Below are 20,607 nucleotides of genomic sequence, written 5' to 3' on the forward strand. Positions count from 1 at the left end.
GGCGAAGGCGCTCCTTCGCGGACGCACGCTCGCCTCTACGGGGAAGCATATCCCGTACCTGGAAAGCAGGTCGGCCCACGAGCGCCTGTCATAAGCTGGAGGCAGGTCGGTTCTCTCTACACGGTGGAAATAGGGCGCGCACCAAGCCGCGACAAAGACTTTGCATGTCCGGCTGCCATGCCTGTAAAGCATCGCTCATGGAGCTGCGCCATCTTCGCTACTTCGTCGCCGTGGCGGAAACCGGGAGCCTTACCGAGGCAGCGACCAACCGGCTTCACACATCCCAGCCGTCGCTCAGCCGCCAGCTGCGGGATCTCGAGGTGGAGGTCGGCGCCGAATTGCTCGTGCGCGGTCCGCGCGGCGTTACGCTCACGCCAGCCGGGCGCGCCTTTCTCGACCATGCCCGGCTCACGCTGCTCCAGGCCGGCGAGGCCGTCGCCGCTGCACGGCGCGCGGCGCGGCCTGTCAAGGCGAGCTTTGCCGTCGGCTTCCTGACGGGGCAGGAGGTGGAGTGGCTGCGGCACGTTACCCATCTGCTGCGCGACGAGCTCCGGGCGATCGACTTCCGGGTGACCAGCGACTTCTCCCCCGCGATCGGCGCGGCCGTGCAGCGCGGCGAGATCGACCTCGGCTTCTCGCGGATCGAACCTCAGCCGAACGTGACCTACCGGATCATCGCGCACGAGCCGATCGTCGTCATCCTGCCGCGCGAGCATCCGCTCGCCGCGCGCCGCGAGATCGACCCCGGCGAGATCGATCCGCAGTCGTTCATCGGCTATGGCGACACGCCGCACGTCCTGCGGGCGATCGTCGACCGCTATTTCCGCGAGCGCGGCCTTGCGATGGCGCCGACCCATTTTCTCGACAGCTATGCGACCGGCATCTCGCTGGTCGCGTCCACCAAGGGCGTCACCTTGCTGCCCGCCTATGTGAAGGCGCTGCTCCCCGCCTCGCTGGTCAGCCGCCCGCTCGCCGGCAACGCGCCCGTGATCGAGGTCGCGGCCGGATACCGCGCGGACAATCCGTCACCGATCCTTGCGGTTTTTCTTCGCAACATCGATGGTCTTGTTGCGGCGCAAGCCGCGGAGGCCGCCAACGGGGATTTGGAGATGTCTGCGCGATAGGCCAGCCCGCGTCGGAAACGCGAGCCTCCCGACATCCGGATTACGGCTGACCGCACGCAGCGGCTCCTGATGACCCCGATCACTACCACGCCGTTGACACCGAAATCGTCCCCGTCGTCACGCGGGCGTAATATCTCTGCCGCACCGGGCATTGCGAGCCGGATGGGGGAAGCAACCACCCTGGAAGATGGCACGTCGCCGATCGCTGTCGTCGCAAGGCGCACTGCATCGTCGCGGGTTTGGGGTGCGGGGCGGCACGGCGCCGGATCCAACAGCAATGCCCGCCCGGCTCGGGGAGGCAAAGGAGCACAGAGGCCGTCAGGTCGCTGAAGCTCCGCACGCAGAGTTACCAGAGGTGCCGCAATCCCGATCTCTCCCGAGATCGGGAGGCGCAGGCGCTCGCCACGAAGAAACACGCACCGGGATGTCCGGGCATTCCGAAAAGGGGTCACGCATGCACGGCAAATTCAGCGCTTCGAAGTTCACGACGCATCTTCTTGTGGGAGCGGCCAGCGCCGCCCTGGCGGTCGTGCCGGCCGCGGCGCAGACCGAGCCGCCTGTCGAGGCCGACGCCAGCGAGACCGGTGAGGACATCGTCGTCTCCGGCTACCGCCGCAGCCTGGAAGAAGCGATCGACATCAAGCGCACCACGATCGGCTTTTCCGACTCGATCGTCGCAACCGACATCGCCGATTTTCCGGAGCAGAATCTGTCCGAGGCGCTCCAGCGCGTGCCCGGCGTGACGATCGAGCGCGAAAGGGGCCTTGGCACCCGCGTGAACGTCCGCGGCCTGCCGAGCGAGTTCACCTTCGTTTCGATCAACAAGCTGGCGACCGCCTCGGGCTCGGGCGGCCGCGACGTCGAGTTCGACATCTTCGCCTCCGAGCTGATCCAGTCGGTGACCGTGCAGAAGTCCCCGACGGCGGCCGACGAGGAAGGCGGCATCGCCGGATCGGTTTCGATCCGCACCGCGCGGCCGTTCGACAATCCGGGCCTGCGCCTCGTCGGCAGCGTCGAGGGCGCGTACAATTCGATCTCCGAGAAGATCGACCCGAACTTCTCGTTCCTGGCCAGCAAGACGTTTGGCGATTTCGGCGTGCTGGTCTCAGTCGCCAAGCAGCAGCGCACCAACCGCACCGATTCCAATTCGGGCATCAACTTCCGTCCGATCGCGCGCTGGACCGATCGCGCGGGCAGCGTCTATCGCAACCAGGCGATCGCCGTGCTCCAGCGCGACGCCGGCATCACGTTCACCGATGCCGACAAGAACAAGATCGTTTTCCTCGATAAGGTCGGCGATCGGGTCTATCAGAATGATCAGGATCGGCTCGGCCTGTCGGGCTCGATCCAATACAAGCCGAGCGACAGTTTCAGCCTCGCCTTCGACGCCTTTGTCGGTTCGTACGACACGGTCGAGGACGAATATGATGCCGCTGGCTATTCGGCATCAAGCAACTCGACGCTGGAAACGATCCACGAATTCGACAAGACCACCCTGGCGAGCGCCGGCATCGTCGTGCTGCGCGACGTTTCCTACACCAACACCCAGCATGAATTCCTGAGCAAGGAATATATCAACGAGACCGATTATCGTCAGTTCGGGGGCGAGCTGAACTGGGAGACCGGCGGCTGGAGGATCAATGCGCTGGGCGGCTATTCCGGGGCCAGGAAGACACTCGATTATGCCAATCTCAAGCACGTAGCCTATGCACCATCTCGAACACGCTACACCGAGACTGGCGGCGAGACGATCCCGAGCGCCAATCCGCGCACGATCGACATGTACAATGCGCCGAATTCCTATCTGTTCGAAGCCTATGAGACGACGCGCGAGCAGATCAAGGACGACAAATACGCGGCCCAGCTCGACCTGAGCCGGAAGTTCGATTCATCGGTGCTCTCGAGCATCAATGTCGGCGGCCGCTACACCAACAAGACCAATGAGCGCGAATATGGCGAGGAGAAGATCCAGGGCCCGACGCGCGGCAGCACGGCCTATGTCAACAAGCGCACCCTCGCGGACAGCCCGCTGACCAACGTGACCGACATCGTCGGTGGCAAGGACTATCAGGTGCGCGACCTCGCCTGGTCGCAAGTCTCCAACGCATATGCCCGCGACTTCTTCCGCCCCAAGGGGTTCGTGACGCCGTTCAACGATGCCAATTACTACAAGGTCAGGGAAGAGACGCTGGCCGCCTATGCGATGGCGGATTTCGAATTCGACATCGCGGTACCGGTCTTCGTGAACCTGGGTGCCCGGTACGTGCGCACCGATATCCACTCGGAGGGCTTCCACCAGATCCAGAACCCGAACGGCACGACGGGCCTTACCCCCGCGCCGATCGCGAGCGAGGGACACTACGAGAAGTTCCTGCCGGCGTTCAACGCGCATGCCGAGGTGACCGACAGCCTGTTCCTGCGCGCTGCCGCATCGCAGACGCTGATCCGCCCGGCGCTGACCGATCTCGCCTACAAGCGCACCGCGAGCTACAGCAGCTTCCGGTACACCGACGGCAATCCGGGCCTGAAGCCGACCTATGCCGATCAGTGGGAAGTCGGCGTCGAGAAATATCTCGGCCGTGGCGGCATATTGGCTGCGTCCTATTTCTGGAAGAAGATCAAGGGCGTGGTGCAGAGCCGGCTGACCGGCGAGGTGCCCAACGTGACGGTGTACAACGCCAACGGCACGGTCAACGGCGTGTATGATTTCGACGTCTATCAGCCGGTCAATGCCGAAGGCTCGTACAAGGTCAGCGGCGTCGAGCTCAACGCCGTGATCCCGTTCGCGATGGTCGCCGACTGGCTGGATGGTTTCGGCATCAACGCAAACGCTACCTTCCTCGACAGCTCGCTGACCGGCCAATCGGATCTCAACATTCCGACCTCGCCGATCGGCCTGTCCGACAACACCTACAACGCCACCCTGTTCTACGATAAGGGCCCGCTCTCGCTGCGCGTCTCGTACAACCGCAAGGGCGCCTATGTGGAGCGGATCGAGCGGAACATGTATCCGGTCTATCGCGATGCCTATGGCCAGTTCGACGTTGCGGCCAGCTATCAGGTCACAAGCAACTTCCGCGTCGAGCTCCAGGGCATCAACGTGGGGAATGCGAAGACTACGGGCTACACGATCGATCCGTCCTTCCCAGCGGTGTACGAATCCTCCGGAAGCCGCATCAGCCTTGGTGTCCGCGCGCAGTTCTGATGCCTCGGACCGGCGTGCGCCTGCGGCACGCCGGTCCCGACATACTGGATCAGCCCCGTCCGCTGACCTCTCCTGGAGTGCCGCCAATGATCTCGCGTATCGCCCTTGCCGCCATGCTTGTCCTCTCAGCCGGGCCCGCCTTCGCCCAGCAGGCCGCGCCCGATCTGGCGCGCGGCGCACGCGGCGATGTGCGCGAACCCGGTGGGGCGCGGCGGCTCGCCGGAGACATGCGCGAAAGCTATCGCAAGCTCGGCGCGAACAGCCGGGTACGCAACGTCATCCTGCTCATCGGCGATGGCATGGGCGATTCCGAGATCACCGTCGCGCGCAACTATGCCGAAGGGGCCGGCGGCTATTTCAAGGGCATCGATGCGCTGCCCTTCACCGGCCAGTACACGCATTATTCGCTCGACCGCGAAACCGGCAAACCCAATTACGTGACGGACAGCGCGGCGTCCGCAACGGCATGGGCTTCGGGGGTCAAGAGCTATAACGGCGCGATCGGCGTCGATCTTGGCGGCAAGCCGCACCGGACGTTGATCGAGCTGGCCCGAAAGGCGGGGCTCGGCACCGGCAACGTGTCGACCGCCGAGATCCAGGATGCGACACCGGCCGCGCAGATGGCCCATGTCGCCTTTCGCAACTGCTACGCTCCTGTCGCGACCAGCAAGACCTGCCCGCTGAACGCGATCGAGAATGGCGGCGCCGGATCGATCACCGAGCAATTGCTGGATACGCGCGCCGACCTGGTGCTCGGCGGGGGCGCGGCGAGCTTCGTCGAGACGGCAAAGGCAGGCAAGTGGCAGGGCATGACGCTGTTCGAGCAGTCGCAGGCGCGCGGCTATCGCATCGTGCGCGATGCCGCCGAGCTCGAGGCCGTGCGCCGCGCCGATGACAGGCAGCCGCTGATCGGCCTGTTCGCCGAAGGCAATATGCCGATACGCTGGAGCGGGCCGCGCGCGAGCCACCACGGCAATATCGACAAGCCCGCCATCACCTGTCAGCCCAATGCCGAGCGCACCGCGGCCACGCCGACGCTGGCGGCGATGACCCGCAAGGCGATCGCGTTGCTGAAGGACAGGAAGGGCTTCTTCCTCCAGGTCGAAGGCGCTTCGATCGACAAGCAGGATCACGCCGCCAATCCATGCGGCCAGATCGGCGAGACGGTGGATCTCGACGAGGCGGTCCAGGTCGCGCTGGAATTCGCCAGGGCGGACGGTCACACGCTGGTGATCGTCACGGCGGATCACGCGCATAGCAGCCAGATCGTCGGCAACGGTACCCGCGCACCGGGCCTTACCGCCGCGCTGAACACACGCGAAGGCGGCGTGATGACGGTGAGCTATGGCACCGCGGAGGAAGGATCGCAGGCCCATACCGGGACGCAACTGCGCATCGCCGCTTATGGCCCGCATGCGGTCAATGTCAGCGGCCTGCTCGACCAGACCGACCTTCATTACATCGTCCGGGATGCCCTCAAACTCGATTGAGCGGCGTCTCACCGATCGATAAAGGCGGCCAGTTCATCCGGTTCTCCGGTCGGAAAGGCGGATTTGAGGTAATCGAGGAATGCCGATACGCGGGCGCTGAGCAGGCGGCGCGAGGGGTAGAGCGCCCATAGGGCGGTGTCGGGCGCGTCGATATCGCCCCAATGCGCCAGCCGCCCAGCGGCCAGATCGCGGCTGACCAGCGACACGGGGAGGCGGGCGGTGCCGGCGCCGTCCCGGACGGCGTCGCGGATCATGATCATCGAGGACAGGCTGAGTACCGGTTCGACGGCGAGGCGTGTCGTGCCATCCGGGGTCTTCACCTGCCAGGTCTCGCCCTGCCCGAGCGATCCGCGCACGACGACACGCGCCGCCACGCCGGCCGCCGGCCGGGCGAGGGCAGGGCTTGCCACCACCACCAGACGATCGCGCAGGAAGGCGCGGCCGACAAGGCTCTCGTCCGGATCCGGATTGACGCGGATCACGAGATCATAGCCTTCTTCGACGATGTCGACGGGGCGGTCCTCCGTCGTTACCTCAAGCCGGACATCCGGGAACCGGGCGGCGAACCCGGCGGCGAGCTTTCCCATCGCGATCTGCGAGAACAGCAGGGGCGCGCTGATCCGCAATCGCCCGCGAGGTACATGCCCGCCCGACGCGATGGCGGCCGCCGTCTCGTCGAGCTCGGTAAGCAGCGCGCCGGTGCGCTGATGGAGCGCGCGTCCTTCCTCGGTCAGCTTGAGCAGGCGCGCGCCGCGCTCGAACAGCCGCAGGTTCAGGCTGGCCTCAAGTTCCGCAACGCGGCGGGACAAAGTGGCTTTGGGGCGACCGGCGGCGCGCGCGGCGCGGCCGAAGCCGCCATGCCGGGCGACGAGATTGAAATCGGCGAGAGCGAGCAGGTCCATACGTTCCACCTGTGAGACGGTATGTCCAGATATAGCGTCTACTGGCTCGAATATGGATCACTAATTTGGGGATGCCAATTCGGGCATCAACCAGGAGTTATCCAATGACCATTCTCGTTACCGGCGCCACCGGCAGGATCGGCCGCCATGTCGTCGACCAACTCGTCCAGCGCGGCGCCGATGTGCGGGCGCTTGTCCGCGATCCGGCAAAGGCCGAGCTTCCGGCGGGCGTCGATATCGTCCAGGGCGATCTGTTCGACATCGATGCGCTGCGCGGTGCGTTGTCGGGTGTCTCGACTCTGTTCCTGCTCAACGCAGTGGCGGCCGACGAATTCACCCAGGCGCTCATCGCGCTGAACCTCGCCCGCGAAGCCGGGATCGAGCGTATCGTCTATCTCTCGGTGATCCACAGCGACCTGTATGTGAACGTGCCGCATTTCGCGGTAAAACACGCCGTCGAGCGCATGATCGAGCAGATGGGTCTCAACGCGACGATCCTGCGCCCGGCCTATTTCATCCAGAACGACCTCACCATCGCCGACGTGGTGACCGGCCATGGCGTGTATCCGATGCCGATCGGCGGCAAGGGGCTCGCCATGATCGACGCGCGCGATGTGGGCGAGATCGCGGCGATCGAGCTCCTCCGCCGGGAGCGGGGCGCGACGCCGCTGCCGCTCGACCGGATCGCGCTGGTCGGCCCCGATACGCTGACCGGTGCTGATGTGGCGGCGATCTGGACTGAGGCGCTGGGGCGCCCGATTACCTATCCGGGCGACGATACCGCCGGGTTCGAGCAGACTCTGCGCCAGTTCTCGCCGGCCTGGATGGCGTTCGACATGCGGCTGATGGCGGAGCGCTTCCAGAGCGAGGGCATGATCCCCGAAGCGGGCGACGTCGATCGCCTCACCGCAATGCTGGGACGCCCGTTGCGCTCCTATCGCGCCTTCGCCGCCGACTTCGCGGCCTGATCCAACCGACACCGAGGAGAATTGCCATGATCTATTCGACTGCCAGCGTCCCGGTGAACCCGGCGGGCGAAACCCCGCTGACCCGTGCGCAGGCCTGGGCCGGCCTGGAGCTGAAGGCACGTGATGCCCGGCTGTTCCTCCCGCCCGGCCTGTGCACGCGGTGCGAGGTCGTGGAAGAAAGCAAAACGCATTTCGTGCGCGAAGCCACGATCGGCGGGGCGGACCTGCGCGAGATCATCACGCTCGAGCCCGAACGCAAGGTGACCTTCTTTCAGGCGACCGGCCCGCGCGAAGGCGCGATCGTCAACGAACTGTACGAGGATGATGCAGGCGCGCTTCAGCTGCGGTTCTATTGCTATCTCGGCCTGCGCGGCAAGACGCCGGACGGTCCGGAGGAGCAGGCGGAGCAGGCGCAGTTCGACAGTGACCAGGGGTATAAGGCCGCCCTGCTGTCGACGCTGAAGCGCACGCGGGAGATGCTGACAGAGGGCAGGCTCTGAGGGCTATCGCCGGGCCCGGCGGCGAGACTGCGACGCAGCGGCCTCGCCGTCGGGCGGGCTTCCACGGTTCCGAGACCGCCGTAACCAATCCGTTTTCAGCCTCTGGCGAAATGCTGCCGCTCACCATAAGTCAGGGCCTTGTGTCCACAAGGCGAGACGGAATGTTCGTACCGATTACCGACGACGACGTGCCGTCCGTCGTCAAGCTGATGAACCGGGCGTATCGCGGCTCTGGCGCGGCGGCTGGCTGGACCTCGGAGGCGGATTTTCTTTCGGGCGACCGGACCAACGGCGATCTGCTCCGGGCCGACCTGATCGCAAAGCCTGAGGCTTGTTTCCTGAAATGGGTGGCGCCTTCGGGTGATATGCTTGGTTGCGTCTATCTGGCGCCCGAGGCCGATGGGACGTGGTATCTCGGATCGCTGGCCGCGGATCCGGAGCAGCAGGGAAGCGGGCTCGGCAGCGAGATGCTTCGCGCCGCCGAACACTGGGTGCGCCATCGGGGCGGGACGCGGGTGCGCATGACCGTCGTCAACGTCCGGGCGCCGCTGATCGCCTGGTATGGCCGTCGCGGGTATCGCCTGACGGGCGCCACCGAGCCCTTTCCGTATGATGACAACCGGTTCGGCACGCCGCTGCGCGACGATCTGTGTTTCGTCGTCCTGGAGAAGGGGCTTGGAGAAGCGGCTGAGCAGCGCTGAACTGAGCTTCAGCGCAGGGCTTCGCGCAGCCGATCCCATAAGGGTTGCTTCGCGGCGAGGCCGACGGTGTGGAGCGGGCTGCTGGAGGGCAAGGGGATCAGCGCGATGCCCGGGGCAGGAGCGAGCTGCTTCGTGCCGTAGCGGAACGAGGTCGTGCCGTTGAAGCCGACGGCGCGGAGCGTGGGAAGGGAACCGACCAGGCCGACGAGATCGTTGCCGACGGGATCGCGGATCGCCGCATCGCTGCTGCCGTCGCGCCGGGCGCTGGCGACGACGTCCCACAGGCCGACATGCGCCGCGAGCAGGGCCGCGAGGCGGGCTTCATAATCGAGCGCGACGAGATCGCGCTCGATCACGCCGGACATGAGCTGCCAGAACTGGTTCTGCGGGTGCGCGTAATAACGCTGCGCGGCGAGCGAGCGGTCTCCGGGGAGGCTGCCGAGCAGGAGCAGCCGGGTCTGCGCATCGACGACGGGCGGGAAGGAGCTTTTGGTGGTCACGATGGCCTGTCTACCGGGCGCGGCGCGGCACTACCATTGCCCGCGGTGCTTCAGATGCCGCCGAGGAAATCCAGCTTGCCGATCGGCACGCCCTTGTGGCGCAGGATGCCGTACGCCGTCGTCATGTGGAAATAGAAGTTCGGCAGGACGAAATTCTGCACATAGGAGCGGCCGGTGAAATCGAAGGTGGCGCGCGGGGTGGTGAGCTTGACCGGTGCGTCCTCCTTGCCGTCGATGGCGTCGCGCGGCACGGCCTCGAGGAAGGCGACCGTCTTCGCGATGCGCTCCTGCAGGGCGGCGAAGGTGGTTTCGTCATCGGCCATGGCGACATTCTCGACGCCGCCGACGCGGACGACGGTGAACTTCGCCGCATCGCTGGCGCGCTGCACCTGGCCGGTGAGCGGCGCCATATCCTCATACAGTCGCGCGGTGAGCAGCTCGGCCGGATCGATGCCCTTCTCGGCGGCAAAGGCCTCGCCCTTGGCGAGGAAGGCCGACATTGCCGAGAAGCCCCGCAGGAAGACGGGAACGGTGAGATCATAGAGCTGTGTGGTCATGCGCGGCCTGTAGCGGGGCGGGTGCAGGGCGTCGATGATTCTTCGGGAATGGCCGTCATCGATCGGGACGGATCTTCTACTTCGGCATGCCACTCAATCCGCTGGCCGTCCGCAGCTCAGCGCCGTTCAGCCGGTACCCATCCAGAAACACCAGATCGACGTGCCGCAGATTGGTTATGTCTTTCGAGACATCGCCGTCGACCAGGATGATGTCGGCATTCTTGCCGGTCGCGATCGATCCGGCGATGCCGTCCATGCCGGTGATCCGCGCCGGAATGATCGTTGCGGTCTGCAATGCCTCGGCATTGGTCAGGCCCGCTTCCTGATAGAGTTCGAGTTCGCGGACCAGCTCGAGGCCATAACCATCGGTGCCTGCCACGATGCGCACACCGGCCTTGTGCAGCCGCCCGACCACATCGACCATCTTGCGGAAGCTCTTGCGGTAATCGTCGCGCGTCAGGCCTTCGGACAGCGGATAGCCCGAAACCTTCCACCCGCGCACCACCGAGGGCGGCGCGACATCGGCGAAGGGCGCATATTCGGGCGAGATCGCGGTGCCGTCCGATGTCATCAGCGGCTCCCACACCGTCAGCGTCGGATCGATCACCGTGCGGCGCTTCGCGAGCTCGGCATAGAACGCCTTCATCTCCGGCGAATCGAGATCGACATCCTTGCCGTAGCGCGCCGGCCCCTCCAGCCGGGCCGCGGTGTTGGCCTTGTCGACCACCGCCTGGGGCATCGCCTGCATCATGATGAAGTTGATGTGCGTGACTTCGTCATAGCCGGCGCGGACCGCATCGAGCGGGCGCATGCCGGCCGGTACATGGCCGTGGACCCACAGGCCGAGCCGGTGCGCCTCGGCGGCGGCAGGCGCGATCCATGCCGGATTCATCGAGGTGTAGAATTTGACGCCCCACATGCCCGCCGCCTTGATCTTGCGGACTGCCTCGATCGCTTCGGCTTCGGACGAGATGGTAAGGGCGCCTTGCGCGGCCAGCGGGTCCTTGCGGTCGATGATCACGGAGATTTTGCCGTCGGGCGCAAGCAGGTCGCCGGTGGCGCGCCGCTTCAGCATGTCCTGCGCCTCCTCGATCAGCGAGCCGGGGCTGCGATAATTGGTCATGCCCGTGGCGAGGTTCTGGAGCAGGTTCCAGTCGCCGCCGACATGCTGATGCGCGTCCCACAGGCCCGGCAGGAGAGTCTTGCCGCGGCCATCGACCGTGGTTGCGCCCGCCGGCGCCCTGATCGAGCCGGCAGCGCCGACCGCGGCGACCTTGCCGTCGGCGATCAGCACGGCGCGGTTGGGCAGGTATGTGCCTGCGACTGAATCGAACAGCAGGACATTGTCGATCAGGGTCGGCGTATGGTTGCCAGCGCTCAGGAAGCGATGCGCGATATCGCGCACCATCTCGGCAGTGGCCTTTTCCTGGATATCCTTGAGCTTCGGCCCCGCCGCCTCGAAACCCTCGGGCAGCAGCGAGATGCCGCCGGCATTGCCGAAAAAGCGATCATTCTGATCGAGCCACACCGGCGACGGCGAGAAGCCATAGCCGGTGATGAAGGCGAGCTTGACCGTCTTTGCACCGCCGGGACCGTCGATCTGGAAAGACTTGCCGATGGCGATGCTGGCATGGCCGGTGGGGAGCAGATCGATACCGGTCGGGCCCGCCGCGACCAGCGCCTCGATATCCTTCTCGCTCGCCAGCCATGGGCCGCCATAGCTGTTGTAGCGCTTGCCGGCGGCCGGTGCGGAACCGGAATCGACCGAGGTCTTCCAATGGCCGACGCCACTGGCGTCAACGCTGAAATCCTCATCCGCGCCGCCTACATCCGTGACGCCGCGGATCGCGATCGCCGTCGCGCGCTGCCGGGCGTCGAGCGTCGTCACCTGGTCGGTCTCGGTCACCCAGCCGCGCAGCGACATCGACATGCGATAGGCGACGCGCCCGTCCGGCAGCGTCCATGACCAGACATCGCCGTGTTTTCCGGCGGTCGAGCTGATCGTGTAATGGCGCGCGCCGGCTGGCGCGGTCATCAATTCCGCCTTGGGCGTCTGCGCCAGGACGGCGGTCGGCGCGGTGGCGGTGAGCAGGGCAGCAAGAATCAGTCGGCGCATGCAGGAACCCCTTCGACGATCGCCCACACTCGCAAGGTGGCCGCTCGCGCGCAACGATCAATCTGTCGCGCGGTCTCGCTTCACCCAGCCGGCCATCGCCGCCCCACCGCTACGGCTGCCCCGTCGCGTCCCCGCCCAGCGCCTTGACCAGTGCGATGCTGGCGCGGGCGCGCTGGGTCTGGACGGTGAGGAGCGCGCGTTTGGCGTCGAGCGCGTCGGTCTGGGCCGTCACCACCTCCAGATAGTCCGAAGCGCCTTCGCGGTATCGGGTCAGGGCAAGATCGCTGGTGCGTTCGGCGGCGGTCGCGGCGTCGCGCTGGTCGACGGCCTGGACGCCGAGATAGCGGTTGGCCGCGATCGCATCTTCGACCTGGCGGAAGGCGGCGAGCACGGTATCGCGGTAACCGGCGGCGAGCTCGTCATATTGTGCGCGCGAGAGGCTGACCTGCGCGCGGCGCCGGCCGCCATCGAACAGGGTGAGCACGCTAGAGAGCGGACCGAGGCCCCAGAAGCTGCTTGCGGTGCTGAACAGATCACCGCGGGTCGCCTCGAAGCCGCCGCTCAGACCGAGGGTCAGCGCCGGGAAGAAGGCAGCGCGGGCCACGCCGATGCGGGCATTGGCGGCGAACATGCGGCGTTCCGCCGCGGCCACGTCGGGCCGGCGCTGCAGCAGTTCGGAGGGGGCGCCGGCGGGGACGGGCGGCGCCTCGAGCGGGCTGCCCTTTGCGGGGACCGAGAAATCCGACGCGACCGCGCCGACCAAAGCGGCAAGCTCATTCTCTGTCGCGGCGCGCTGATTGGCGATCGCCGACATCTGGGCGCGGGCATTGCCGAGCACGGTCCTGGCGCGATTGACGTCGATGCCCGAGGCGATGCCGCCGTCATGACGTCTTACCGTCAGATCATAGGCCCGGGCAAAGGCTTCGCTCGACTGGCGCAGCAATGCTGCCTCGGCATCAAGCCCACGGATCCGGGCATAGCCGTCAGCGACGGCCGCCTGAAGGCTGAGGCGGGCCGAGGCGAGATCGGATGCGCTGGCGGCGGCGTCGGCGCGGGCCGCCGCGACGGTGGCGCGGACCCGGCCCCAGAGATCGATCTCGTAATCGAGCGAGCCGCCGATCGCGACATCATTGTAGGTGGAGGCCGAGCTGCTGCCAGGACGGTTCGCCGACTGGCGCTGGCGGCTCGCATCACCGACGAGATCGCCCTGGGGGAGGAGAGCGGTGGAATCGATCCGCGCGGCGGCGCGCGCCTGATCGTAGCGGGCGAGTGCGGCGGCGAGCGTCGGGCTGGCGCGATCGGCGCGGCTTTCGAGATCGTCGAGCACCGGATCGTCGAACGCCCGCCACCAGGCACCGCGAGCCGCGGCGTCGGCCGGGGCGGCCGCCGTCCAGCCGGCCATTTCCTTATAGTCCTGCGGCGCGGGTGTCTCCGGCGGGTGATAGGCCGGCGTCATGGTGCAGCCCGACAGCAGGAGCGCCGCGAGCGCGGCGGCGCGGGACTTAGCGCGCACCGGCCGCGCCCTTTCCAGCGCTGGGCGCCTGGACCTTCACGTGATCGCCGCTGCGCACGGCGTCGGGCGGGGAATCGATCACGCGGTCGCGCGGCGAGAGGCCGCCCGAGATCTGAACGGTGCTGCCTTCGTCGCGTGCGATCGTCACCGGCTTCACGGTGACCCGGCCATCGCCCCCGACCACCGCGACGCTTGGGCCGCTGCTGCCGTAGAGGATGGTGCTGCCCGGCAGGGTAAGACCGGCGGCGCCGCGATCGCCGAGGTTGAAGCTGACCCGCGCGAACGCGCCCGGCTTCAGCGCGCGATCGGCATTGTCGGCCTGGAGCTCGACCAGCACCGCGCCCGACTGCGCATCGACCGCGCCGGCACTGCGCGTCATCGTCGCGGCGAACGCGCGGCCGGGATATTCGGGCAGGGCGAGCGTTGCGGTCATGCCGGGGTGCAGCGCGGCCGAATAGGCCTGGGGCACGCGGACATAGATGCGCATGCGGTGGACGTCCGATACGGTGAACAGCGGCTGGGCGGCGGCGTTGCCGGCGACGACGAGCGCGCCGATCTGGGCCGAGCGGCTGGTGACGACGCCGTCGAACGGGGCCGCGAGGCGCGAAAAGCCCTGCAGCGCGCGCAGCCGCTTCACATTGGCGAGCGCGGCATTGGCGAGCGCGGTGCGGGCGGCGAGATCGCCGGCCTTCTCGTCAGCCTCCTGGCGCGAGACGGCGTCCTGCGAGAGCAGGGCGCGCCAGCGGGTCGCGGTGGTGCCCGCGAGCTGCTGGTTGGCGACGGCGGTCTGGTAATCGGCCTGGGCCTGGGCGAGTTGCTGATCGACCTCGGGCGCATCGAGGATGGCGAGCGTCTGGCCGGTCCGTACCGAATCGCCGATATCGGCGAGCCAGCGGCGGACATAGCCGTTGGTGCGCGCGTTGATGGCGGCGCTGCTATAGGCCTGGACGTTGCCCGGCAGCTCGAGCGCGCCGCCGCTATCGGCGCCCTGCGGGGAGACCACCGCGACCGTCGCCACTGCGGCATCGGCGGCGGTAGAGCGGAGCTCATTGGTCGCGCCGATGCGGGTCATCGTGCCGATCCCGACGATGGCGATGGCGACGACGGCAGCGCCGATCCCGACGCGCTTCAGCGTGCGGCTGCTCGGGCCGGCATCTTCCGGGGCGGGGTGGTGAATCTGATCAGGCATGGCTGGGCTTGAATTCCCTTGCGGTCGCCGCGCCGCGCCGGCGGTGGACGAAGGCGAAAACGGTTGGCACGAAGAAGAGCGTGGCGATGGTGGCGCAGATCAGGCCGCCGATCACGGCGCGGCCGAGCGGGGCGTTCTGCTCGCCGCCTTCACCGAGGCCGAGCGCCATCGGCGCCATGCCGATGATCATGGCGAGCGCCGTCATCAGGACCGGGCGGAAACGGACCCGGCCAGCCTCGAGCGCCGCCGCGGTCGCATCGCCGAGCACCGCCAGCTGCTCGCGCGCGAAGCTGACGACGAGGATCGAATTGGCGGTGGCGACGCCCATGCACATGATCGCCCCGGTCAGCGCCGGCACCGACAGGGTCGTGCCGGTGGTGAACAGCATCCACACGATGCCGGCGAGCGCTGCGGGCAGCGCGGTGATGATGACGAAGGGATCGACCCAGCTCTGGAAGTTGACGACGATCAACAGGTAGATGAGCACGATCGCGCCGGCGAGACCGAAGCCAAGGCCCGAAAAGGCAGTGTTCATGGTGGCGTACTGGCCCCGGATCGTGACGAGCGTGCCCTTGGGCAGATCGGGTTCGAGTGCCTTGATTGCGCGCTGGATATCGCCCGCGACCGCCCCGAGATCGCGGCCCTGCGCGGTGGCGTAGAGATCGAGCACCGGCGCGATGTTGTAGTGCGAAACGACCGGCACGGTGCTCGACCGCGTGATCGTGGCGAGGCCGCCGAGCGGCTGCACGCCGTTGGCGCCGGCGCCCGAGACCGGCAGGTTCGACAGCTCCCCCATCGTGCCGACGAGATATTCCGGCGCCTGGGCGACGACCGGATAGGACACGCCGTTCTCCGGATTTACAAAGAACACCGGGGCAGTCTGCGAGGTGCCTGCCAGCGAGCTGGCGAGGCTGGTCGTGACGTCCCGCTCGGTCAGCCCATATTGGCCGGCGCGCGAGCGATCGACCGCGACGTCGAGCTGCGGCGCGCGGGCCGGCTGCTGGATGCGCGCATCGACCAGTCCGGGAATCTTCGCGACCCGGGCGAGCAGCTTCTGCGCATAGATGCGGTTCGCCGCGCCGTCCCGGCCGGAGACCTGGATGTCGATCGGCGCGGGCGCGCCGAAATTGAGGATCTGGCTGGTGATGTCGGCGGGCAGGAAGGAGAAGGTCGAACCCGGGAAGCGCGTCGGCAGTTCACGGCGGAGCCCGGCGACGATCTCGTCGGTCGGGCGGTGGCCATGCTTGAGCGCGATCAGGATGTCGCCGTCCTGCGGGCCGAGCGTTCCGCTATTGTTGTACACCGCGTTGATCGAGCTGACCGGCAGCCCGATGTTGTCGGTGATCGAGCCGAGCTCGTCGGCCGGGACGAGCGCGCGTATCTCGCGGCCGATGCGATCGAACTCAGCGGCGGTCTCCTCGATCCGTGCGCCGGCGGGCACGCGGACGTGCATCGCGATCTGGCCTGAATCGACGCTGGGGAAGAAATTGCTGCCGAGCAGGGGCATCAGGCCGAAGGACAGCAGCACGATCGCGAGGAAACCGAGCAGGAACGGCTTGTGCGCACCGAGCGCGCGGTGGAGCAGGCCGACATAATTGCTGCGCACGCGTTCGAACCGTTGTTCGAACCCACGCTGGAAACGGACCAGCGGGTTGCGCGATTCAGCAGAGCCGGCGAGATGCTCGTCCTCGCTGCCGGGCCGATGCGGCTTGAGCAGATACATCGCCATGGTCGGCACCAGCGTGCGCGACAGGACGAACGATGCGATCATCGCGAACACCACCGACAGCGCCATCGGCACGAACAGGAAGCCGGCGACGCCCGGCAGGAAGAACATCGGCACGAACACGATGCAGATGCACAGCAGCGAGACGAACGCCGGCGTGACGATCTGCGCGGCGCCGTCGAGGATCGCCTCGGTCACGCCCTTGCCCTGTTCGAGATGCCAGTTGATGTTCTCGATCGTCACCGTCGCGTCGTCGACCAGGATGCCGACCGCGAGCGCCAGCCCGCCCAGCGTCATCACGTTCAGCGTCTGCCCGAACGCCGCCAGCGCGGCGACCGCCGCCAGGATCGCCAGCGGGATCGACAGGGCGATGATCACCGTCGAGCGCCACGAGCCGAGGAACAGCAGGATCATCAGGGAGGTTAGCGCGGCCGCGATCGCGCCTTCATGGATCACGCCCATCACCGCGGCCTTCACGAACACCGACTGATCGCCGATCGGCAGGATGCGCAGATTGTCCGGCAGGGTCGCGGCGATGCGCGGCAGCGCCTGCTTCACGCCGTCGACGATCGCCAGGGTCGAAGTCGCGCCGTTCTTGAGCACGGTGAGCAGCGCCGACCGGCTGCCCTCGACATGGACGACATTCTGCTGCGGCGCGCTGCCGTCGCGCACATAGGCGACGTCGCGCATATAAATGGTCGCGCCGTTGATCACCTTGACCGGCAGATCGTTGAGCGCGGCGATCGAGCCGGGCGCGTTGTTCAGCCGGACGCTGTACTGAGTCTCGCCGATCTTGACGAAGCCGGCGGGATTGATCTGGTTCTGCGCAGCGATCGCGTTGCCGACGTCCTGCGCGGACAGCCCCTTCGACTGAAGCGCCTGCGGGTTGAGATCGATCTGGACCTGGCGCTGCTTGCCGCCGGAAGGGAAGGGCATGGCGAGCCCGGGGACGGTCACCAGCGCAGGACGGACCTGGTTCTGGCCGATGTCGAACAATTCCTGTTCCGACAGCCCCTTGCCGGACAGGGCCAGCTGAAGGATCGGGACGGTGGAGGCGTTGTAGTTCAGAATGAGCGGCGGATTCACGCCGGGCGGGAACTGGCGCAGCACGGTCTGCGACACGGAGGCGACCTGCGCGGTTGCCGTGCGGATGTCGGCGCCCGGCTGGAAATAGATCTTCACGATCGCGATGCCCTGCATCGACTGGCTCTCGATATGTTCGATATCGTTGACCGTGGTGGTCAGGATCCGCTCGTACGGGCTGACGATGCGGTTCGCCATGTCCTCCGGCGGCAGGCCGGCATATTGCCAGGCGACGGCGATCACCGGGATGCGGATGTTGGGAAAGATGTCCACCGGCATCCGTACCGCCGCGAGCACGCCGACGATCGCGATCACGATCGCCATGACCACGAAGGTTAAGGGGCGGTGCAGCGCAACCCTGACGATACCGATCATCCACGACTCCGGGCGATGCCGCCGGCGCGGGAGCGCCGGGACATGGGAAACTCACCTCTCCAAGGGACATTCTGTTCTAGGGCGAGCGAGTGGCCCGCATCGCATCGCTCATGCGCGCTTGGCCATTTTGCGTCTAATATATAATATGGCTCGATCAATATCTTGTGAGACATGATCGATGGACTTGCGGCACCTGCGTTATTTCCTGTGCGTGGCGGAAGAGATGCATTTCGGGCGGGCCGCCGTCAGGCTCGGCATTTCGCAGCCGCCGCTCAGCCAGCAGATCCGCGCGCTGGAGCAGGAACTGGGGGTGCGCTTGTTCGAGCGCACCAGCCGGCGCGTGCGGCTGAGCGAGGCGGGGCGCCTGTTCGAGCCGGAGGCGCGGCAGACGCTGATCCAGGCGGAGCGCGCGGTACAGACCGCGCGGCAGGCGCAGCGCGGCGAGATCGGCCAGCTCGGCCTGGGCTTCACCACGTCCGGCCCGTTCGTCCCGCAGATCGCCGGTGCGCTGTACCGTTTCCGCCAGCGCTTTCCGGATGTCGCGCTCACCCTGCGCGAGCTCGGGCGAGAGGAGCAGATTGAGGGGCTGCGCAGCCGGCAGCTCGATATCGGCATCATCCGCGGCTATGTGCCGCCGGTCCTGCCCGACGGCATGGCGGCGCACCGCCTGCTGACCGAGGACATGGTGCTGACGCTCCGCTCGGACCATCCGCTCGCGGTGCGCGAGGCCGATCCGAGCATCGCCGATCTCGCGGGCGAGGCACTGGTGCTGTACGGCGCGCCGAGCGGCACCGACTTCAACGTCCATCTCTTTGCCGTGTGCGAGGAAGCCGGCTTCGTCCCCAATATCGCCTATGAGGCGCCCAGCCTCTCGACTCTGCTCGGGCTGGTGGCCGCCGGTTTCGGGCCGACGATCATCGCCCGTTCGATGGCGCGGCTGCACGTCGACAATCTGGTCAACCGCGCGTTCGACGTGCCGCTGACCAGTTCGTTATGGTTGGTGCACAATCAGGAACTGTCGCCGATCGGAAAGACGTTCAGGGCGACCGTGTTCGGCGAAGAGGGATGTTGCACGCTGGGCGACGCGTGATCGGTCCTCCGACGCTGATCAAGCCGGCGTCGGGCCTCCCACCAGCAGGATATGCGCCGCCCGGTCGATGAAGGCAGGGTCCGCCCCGCAGAAATGCTCGAGCCGGGCGAGGCCGGCCTCGAGCGCGGGATCGTCGGTATCCGGGTTCCAGTCGAGTTCGGGCCGGAACCGGCTGTGGAACAGATCGATGCCGATCAGCTCGCGCACCGTGCAATGCGGCGCGAACAGGGCGCTGACCTCAGTCGCGCGAAACAGGTGAAGGCCGAATTCGATATGCCGGCCATCGACCAGATCGATCTCCAGCCGGTCATGGTCGTGATCCTGGTGGAAGCGCCGCGCCTGTTCGATCCCTGCGATAAAGATCGAGGGCAGGCTGCCAGTGGTGCGGACGGTGGCGATCAGCGCGCCGTCGGTCGAGTGCGCGAGCGCGCGGGACACCGCCGGAAGGGTCGCCGGCGCGACATGGTTGAGCACGCCGTACAGACACAGAGCGAGATCGCAGGCGTGGGGGCCCTCGCGTTCAAGTTCTTCGAGGATGTCGCCGACGTCGAAGGTGAGGCCAACACGTGGATCGGCCAGGCTCGCAGCAGCATCGCGGGCGAGGGCGATCATTGCCGGCGAGATGTCGATCCCGCGGCCCTCGATCGCGGTGAAGCCGAGATCGCGTGCGCGGGCGGCGGCGCGCAACAGCCAGGTGCCCGGGCCGCAACCGAGATCGAGGATCCGGATCGCGTGACGACCCTGCGCGCGCAGATCGATCAGCGCGGCGTCGATCCGCGCCCAGACCTCGCGGTCGGCAAAGCCGTAGCGACCGGAAAAGGCGAAGGCGGCGGAGGCGTCTCCATCGGCATAGTCGCGGTAATCGGCGCCGGCATTGTCATAGGCCCGGGCAACCTCCGTGCCGGAGCGTGACAGCGGCGGGACTTCGTCGTCCTGGGCAAAGGGTATCTGGCGGGTGGCCATCATAAGCTCCTGTAAAGAGAAATCAGGGTACGCGATTCAGCGAAAGGGATCCCTGAATCCGAGCGTGGTGTCGGGTGGCGGCGTCTTCGTCCGATCGGCATCGATCCGCGGTCGCTGGCCGATGCGGCAGAGAAGCGACAAGGCGATCAGGACGACGCCGATGAGGGTTATCACCAGGACGCCGGTGAGATCCGGGTTCATCATCGCCGGTCACCGTCAGGCGGCGAGGGTGGAGGTGAGCGCGGCGTTCGCCAACTCGATCCGGGCGCCGGGAAAGGCGTGGCGTTCGAGATGCGCGAAATGCAGCGCCGCCTCACGCGAGACGAAGATACCTTCGAGCAGGCCGCGACTTTCCTGGACCATCCAGCGCCCGCGGCCATCCTGGCCGACACGCAGGACAGGGGGCGTCGCGCCGGAGGCGGGACCGGTTTGCATGGGGATGCTCCTGCGCCGGCACTGAAGCCGCCGGCGGTGGCGCGGCGCGCGATCGCGTCGTGGCGATCAGATAGGCGCTGGGCGCATTAAGGTTCGAGAGCGAGCTGGCGGCCGCGGCGTTAGAAAGGCGTATAGCCCGGCCGCATGCCGCAATCGTCGGGGGATATACG

17 protein-coding genes are annotated in these 20,607 nt (G+C 67.0%); 7 read left to right on the plus strand and 10 right to left on the minus strand.

Features of this window, described 5'->3' with window-relative positions; translation table 11 throughout:
• Nucleotides 1–197 precede the first annotated feature (197 nt).
• From U1769_RS08510 to phoA, 3 genes are all read left to right on the plus strand, one after another.
• Complete coding sequence (locus tag U1769_RS08510) at nucleotides 198–1,124, plus strand: LysR substrate-binding domain-containing protein (protein WP_332714690.1); 927 nt, start codon at nucleotides 198–200, stop codon at nucleotides 1,122–1,124.
• 454 nt (nucleotides 1,125–1,578) lie between these two features.
• The gene (locus U1769_RS08515; RefSeq protein WP_332714692.1) at nucleotides 1,579–4,329 is read left to right on the plus strand and encodes a TonB-dependent receptor; all 2,751 of its coding nucleotides are present in this window, start codon (nucleotides 1,579–1,581) and stop codon (nucleotides 4,327–4,329) included.
• Nucleotides 4,330–4,415: 86 nt separating this feature from the next.
• The gene (phoA, locus tag U1769_RS08520; RefSeq protein ID WP_332714694.1) at nucleotides 4,416–5,819 is read left to right on the plus strand and encodes an alkaline phosphatase; all 1,404 of its coding nucleotides are present in this window, start codon (nucleotides 4,416–4,418) and stop codon (nucleotides 5,817–5,819) included.
• 8 nt (nucleotides 5,820–5,827) lie between these two features.
• Here phoA and U1769_RS08525 read toward each other — a convergent pair whose 3' ends face one another.
• A complete protein-coding gene (locus tag U1769_RS08525) occupies nucleotides 5,828–6,721 on the minus strand; it encodes a LysR family transcriptional regulator (protein ID WP_332714696.1) in 894 nt (297 codons plus the stop codon).
• Nucleotides 6,722–6,825: 104 nt separating this feature from the next.
• Here U1769_RS08525 and U1769_RS08530 point away from each other — a divergent pair, with 104 nt between their 5' ends.
• From U1769_RS08530 to U1769_RS08540, 3 genes are all read left to right on the plus strand, one after another.
• Nucleotides 6,826–7,689, plus strand: a complete 864-nt coding sequence (locus tag U1769_RS08530) for an SDR family oxidoreductase (protein WP_332714698.1) — start codon at nucleotides 6,826–6,828, stop codon at nucleotides 7,687–7,689.
• Between the two features lie 26 nt (nucleotides 7,690–7,715).
• Nucleotides 7,716–8,189 carry an SRPBCC family protein gene (locus U1769_RS08535; protein WP_332714700.1) on the plus strand — a complete coding sequence of 158 codons (474 nt, stop codon included), beginning with the start codon at nucleotides 7,716–7,718 and terminating at the stop codon, nucleotides 8,187–8,189.
• A gap of 161 nt (nucleotides 8,190–8,350) precedes the next feature.
• Complete coding sequence (locus U1769_RS08540) at nucleotides 8,351–8,890, plus strand: GNAT family N-acetyltransferase (RefSeq protein WP_332714702.1); 540 nt, start codon at nucleotides 8,351–8,353, stop codon at nucleotides 8,888–8,890.
• Nucleotides 8,891–8,898: 8 nt separating this feature from the next.
• On the opposite strand, the gene U1769_RS08545 is transcribed toward U1769_RS08540, so the two are convergent.
• The 6 genes from U1769_RS08545 to U1769_RS08570 form a co-directional block, all read right to left on the minus strand.
• Complete coding sequence (locus tag U1769_RS08545) at nucleotides 8,899–9,390, minus strand: DNA-deoxyinosine glycosylase (RefSeq protein ID WP_332714704.1); 492 nt, start codon at nucleotides 9,388–9,390, stop codon at nucleotides 8,899–8,901.
• 50 nt (nucleotides 9,391–9,440) lie between these two features.
• A complete protein-coding gene (locus tag U1769_RS08550) occupies nucleotides 9,441–9,947 on the minus strand; it encodes a DUF1993 domain-containing protein (protein WP_332714706.1) in 507 nt (168 codons plus the stop codon).
• 76 nt (nucleotides 9,948–10,023) lie between these two features.
• A complete protein-coding gene (locus U1769_RS08555) occupies nucleotides 10,024–12,063 on the minus strand; it encodes an amidohydrolase family protein (protein ID WP_332714708.1) in 2,040 nt (679 codons plus the stop codon).
• Between the two features lie 109 nt (nucleotides 12,064–12,172).
• On the minus strand, nucleotides 12,173–13,519 hold the full coding sequence (locus tag U1769_RS08560; protein WP_443030335.1) for an efflux transporter outer membrane subunit: 1,347 nt from the start codon (nucleotides 13,517–13,519) through the stop codon (nucleotides 12,173–12,175).
• A gap of 46 nt (nucleotides 13,520–13,565) precedes the next feature.
• A complete protein-coding gene (locus U1769_RS08565; RefSeq protein ID WP_332714712.1) occupies nucleotides 13,566–14,765 on the minus strand; it encodes an efflux RND transporter periplasmic adaptor subunit in 1,200 nt (399 codons plus the stop codon).
• Nucleotides 14,758–17,949: an efflux RND transporter permease subunit gene (locus U1769_RS08570; protein WP_332714714.1), complete on the minus strand. Its 3,192-nt coding sequence runs from the start codon at nucleotides 17,947–17,949 to the stop codon at nucleotides 14,758–14,760. Before U1769_RS08570 ends, U1769_RS08565 begins: the two co-directional genes overlap by 8 nt.
• A 178-nt stretch (nucleotides 17,950–18,127) precedes the next feature.
• On the opposite strand from U1769_RS08570, the gene U1769_RS08575 reads away from it, so the two are divergent.
• Nucleotides 18,128–19,039 (plus strand): LysR substrate-binding domain-containing protein, encoded by a 912-nt coding sequence (locus U1769_RS08575; protein ID WP_332714716.1) that lies wholly within the window; start codon nucleotides 18,128–18,130, stop codon nucleotides 19,037–19,039.
• A gap of 18 nt (nucleotides 19,040–19,057) precedes the next feature.
• Here the strand turns inward: U1769_RS08575 and U1769_RS08580 are convergent, their stop codons facing one another.
• From U1769_RS08580 to U1769_RS08590, 3 genes are read right to left on the minus strand one after another with little or no spacing between them, the layout of a single operon-like run.
• Nucleotides 19,058–20,002 (minus strand): class I SAM-dependent methyltransferase, encoded by a 945-nt coding sequence (locus U1769_RS08580; RefSeq protein WP_332714718.1) that lies wholly within the window; start codon nucleotides 20,000–20,002, stop codon nucleotides 19,058–19,060.
• Nucleotides 20,003–20,038: 36 nt separating this feature from the next.
• On the minus strand, nucleotides 20,039–20,206 hold the full coding sequence (locus tag U1769_RS08585; protein ID WP_332714720.1) for a hypothetical protein: 168 nt from the start codon (nucleotides 20,204–20,206) through the stop codon (nucleotides 20,039–20,041).
• A 12-nt stretch (nucleotides 20,207–20,218) separates the two neighbouring features.
• Nucleotides 20,219–20,437 (minus strand): hypothetical protein, encoded by a 219-nt coding sequence (locus tag U1769_RS08590; RefSeq protein ID WP_332714722.1) that lies wholly within the window; start codon nucleotides 20,435–20,437, stop codon nucleotides 20,219–20,221.
• Nucleotides 20,438–20,607: the final 170 nt, after the last annotated feature.

It is taken from the genome of Parasphingomonas zepuensis, assembly GCF_036663735.1.
Classification (GTDB): domain Bacteria; phylum Pseudomonadota; class Alphaproteobacteria; order Sphingomonadales; family Sphingomonadaceae; genus Sphingomonas.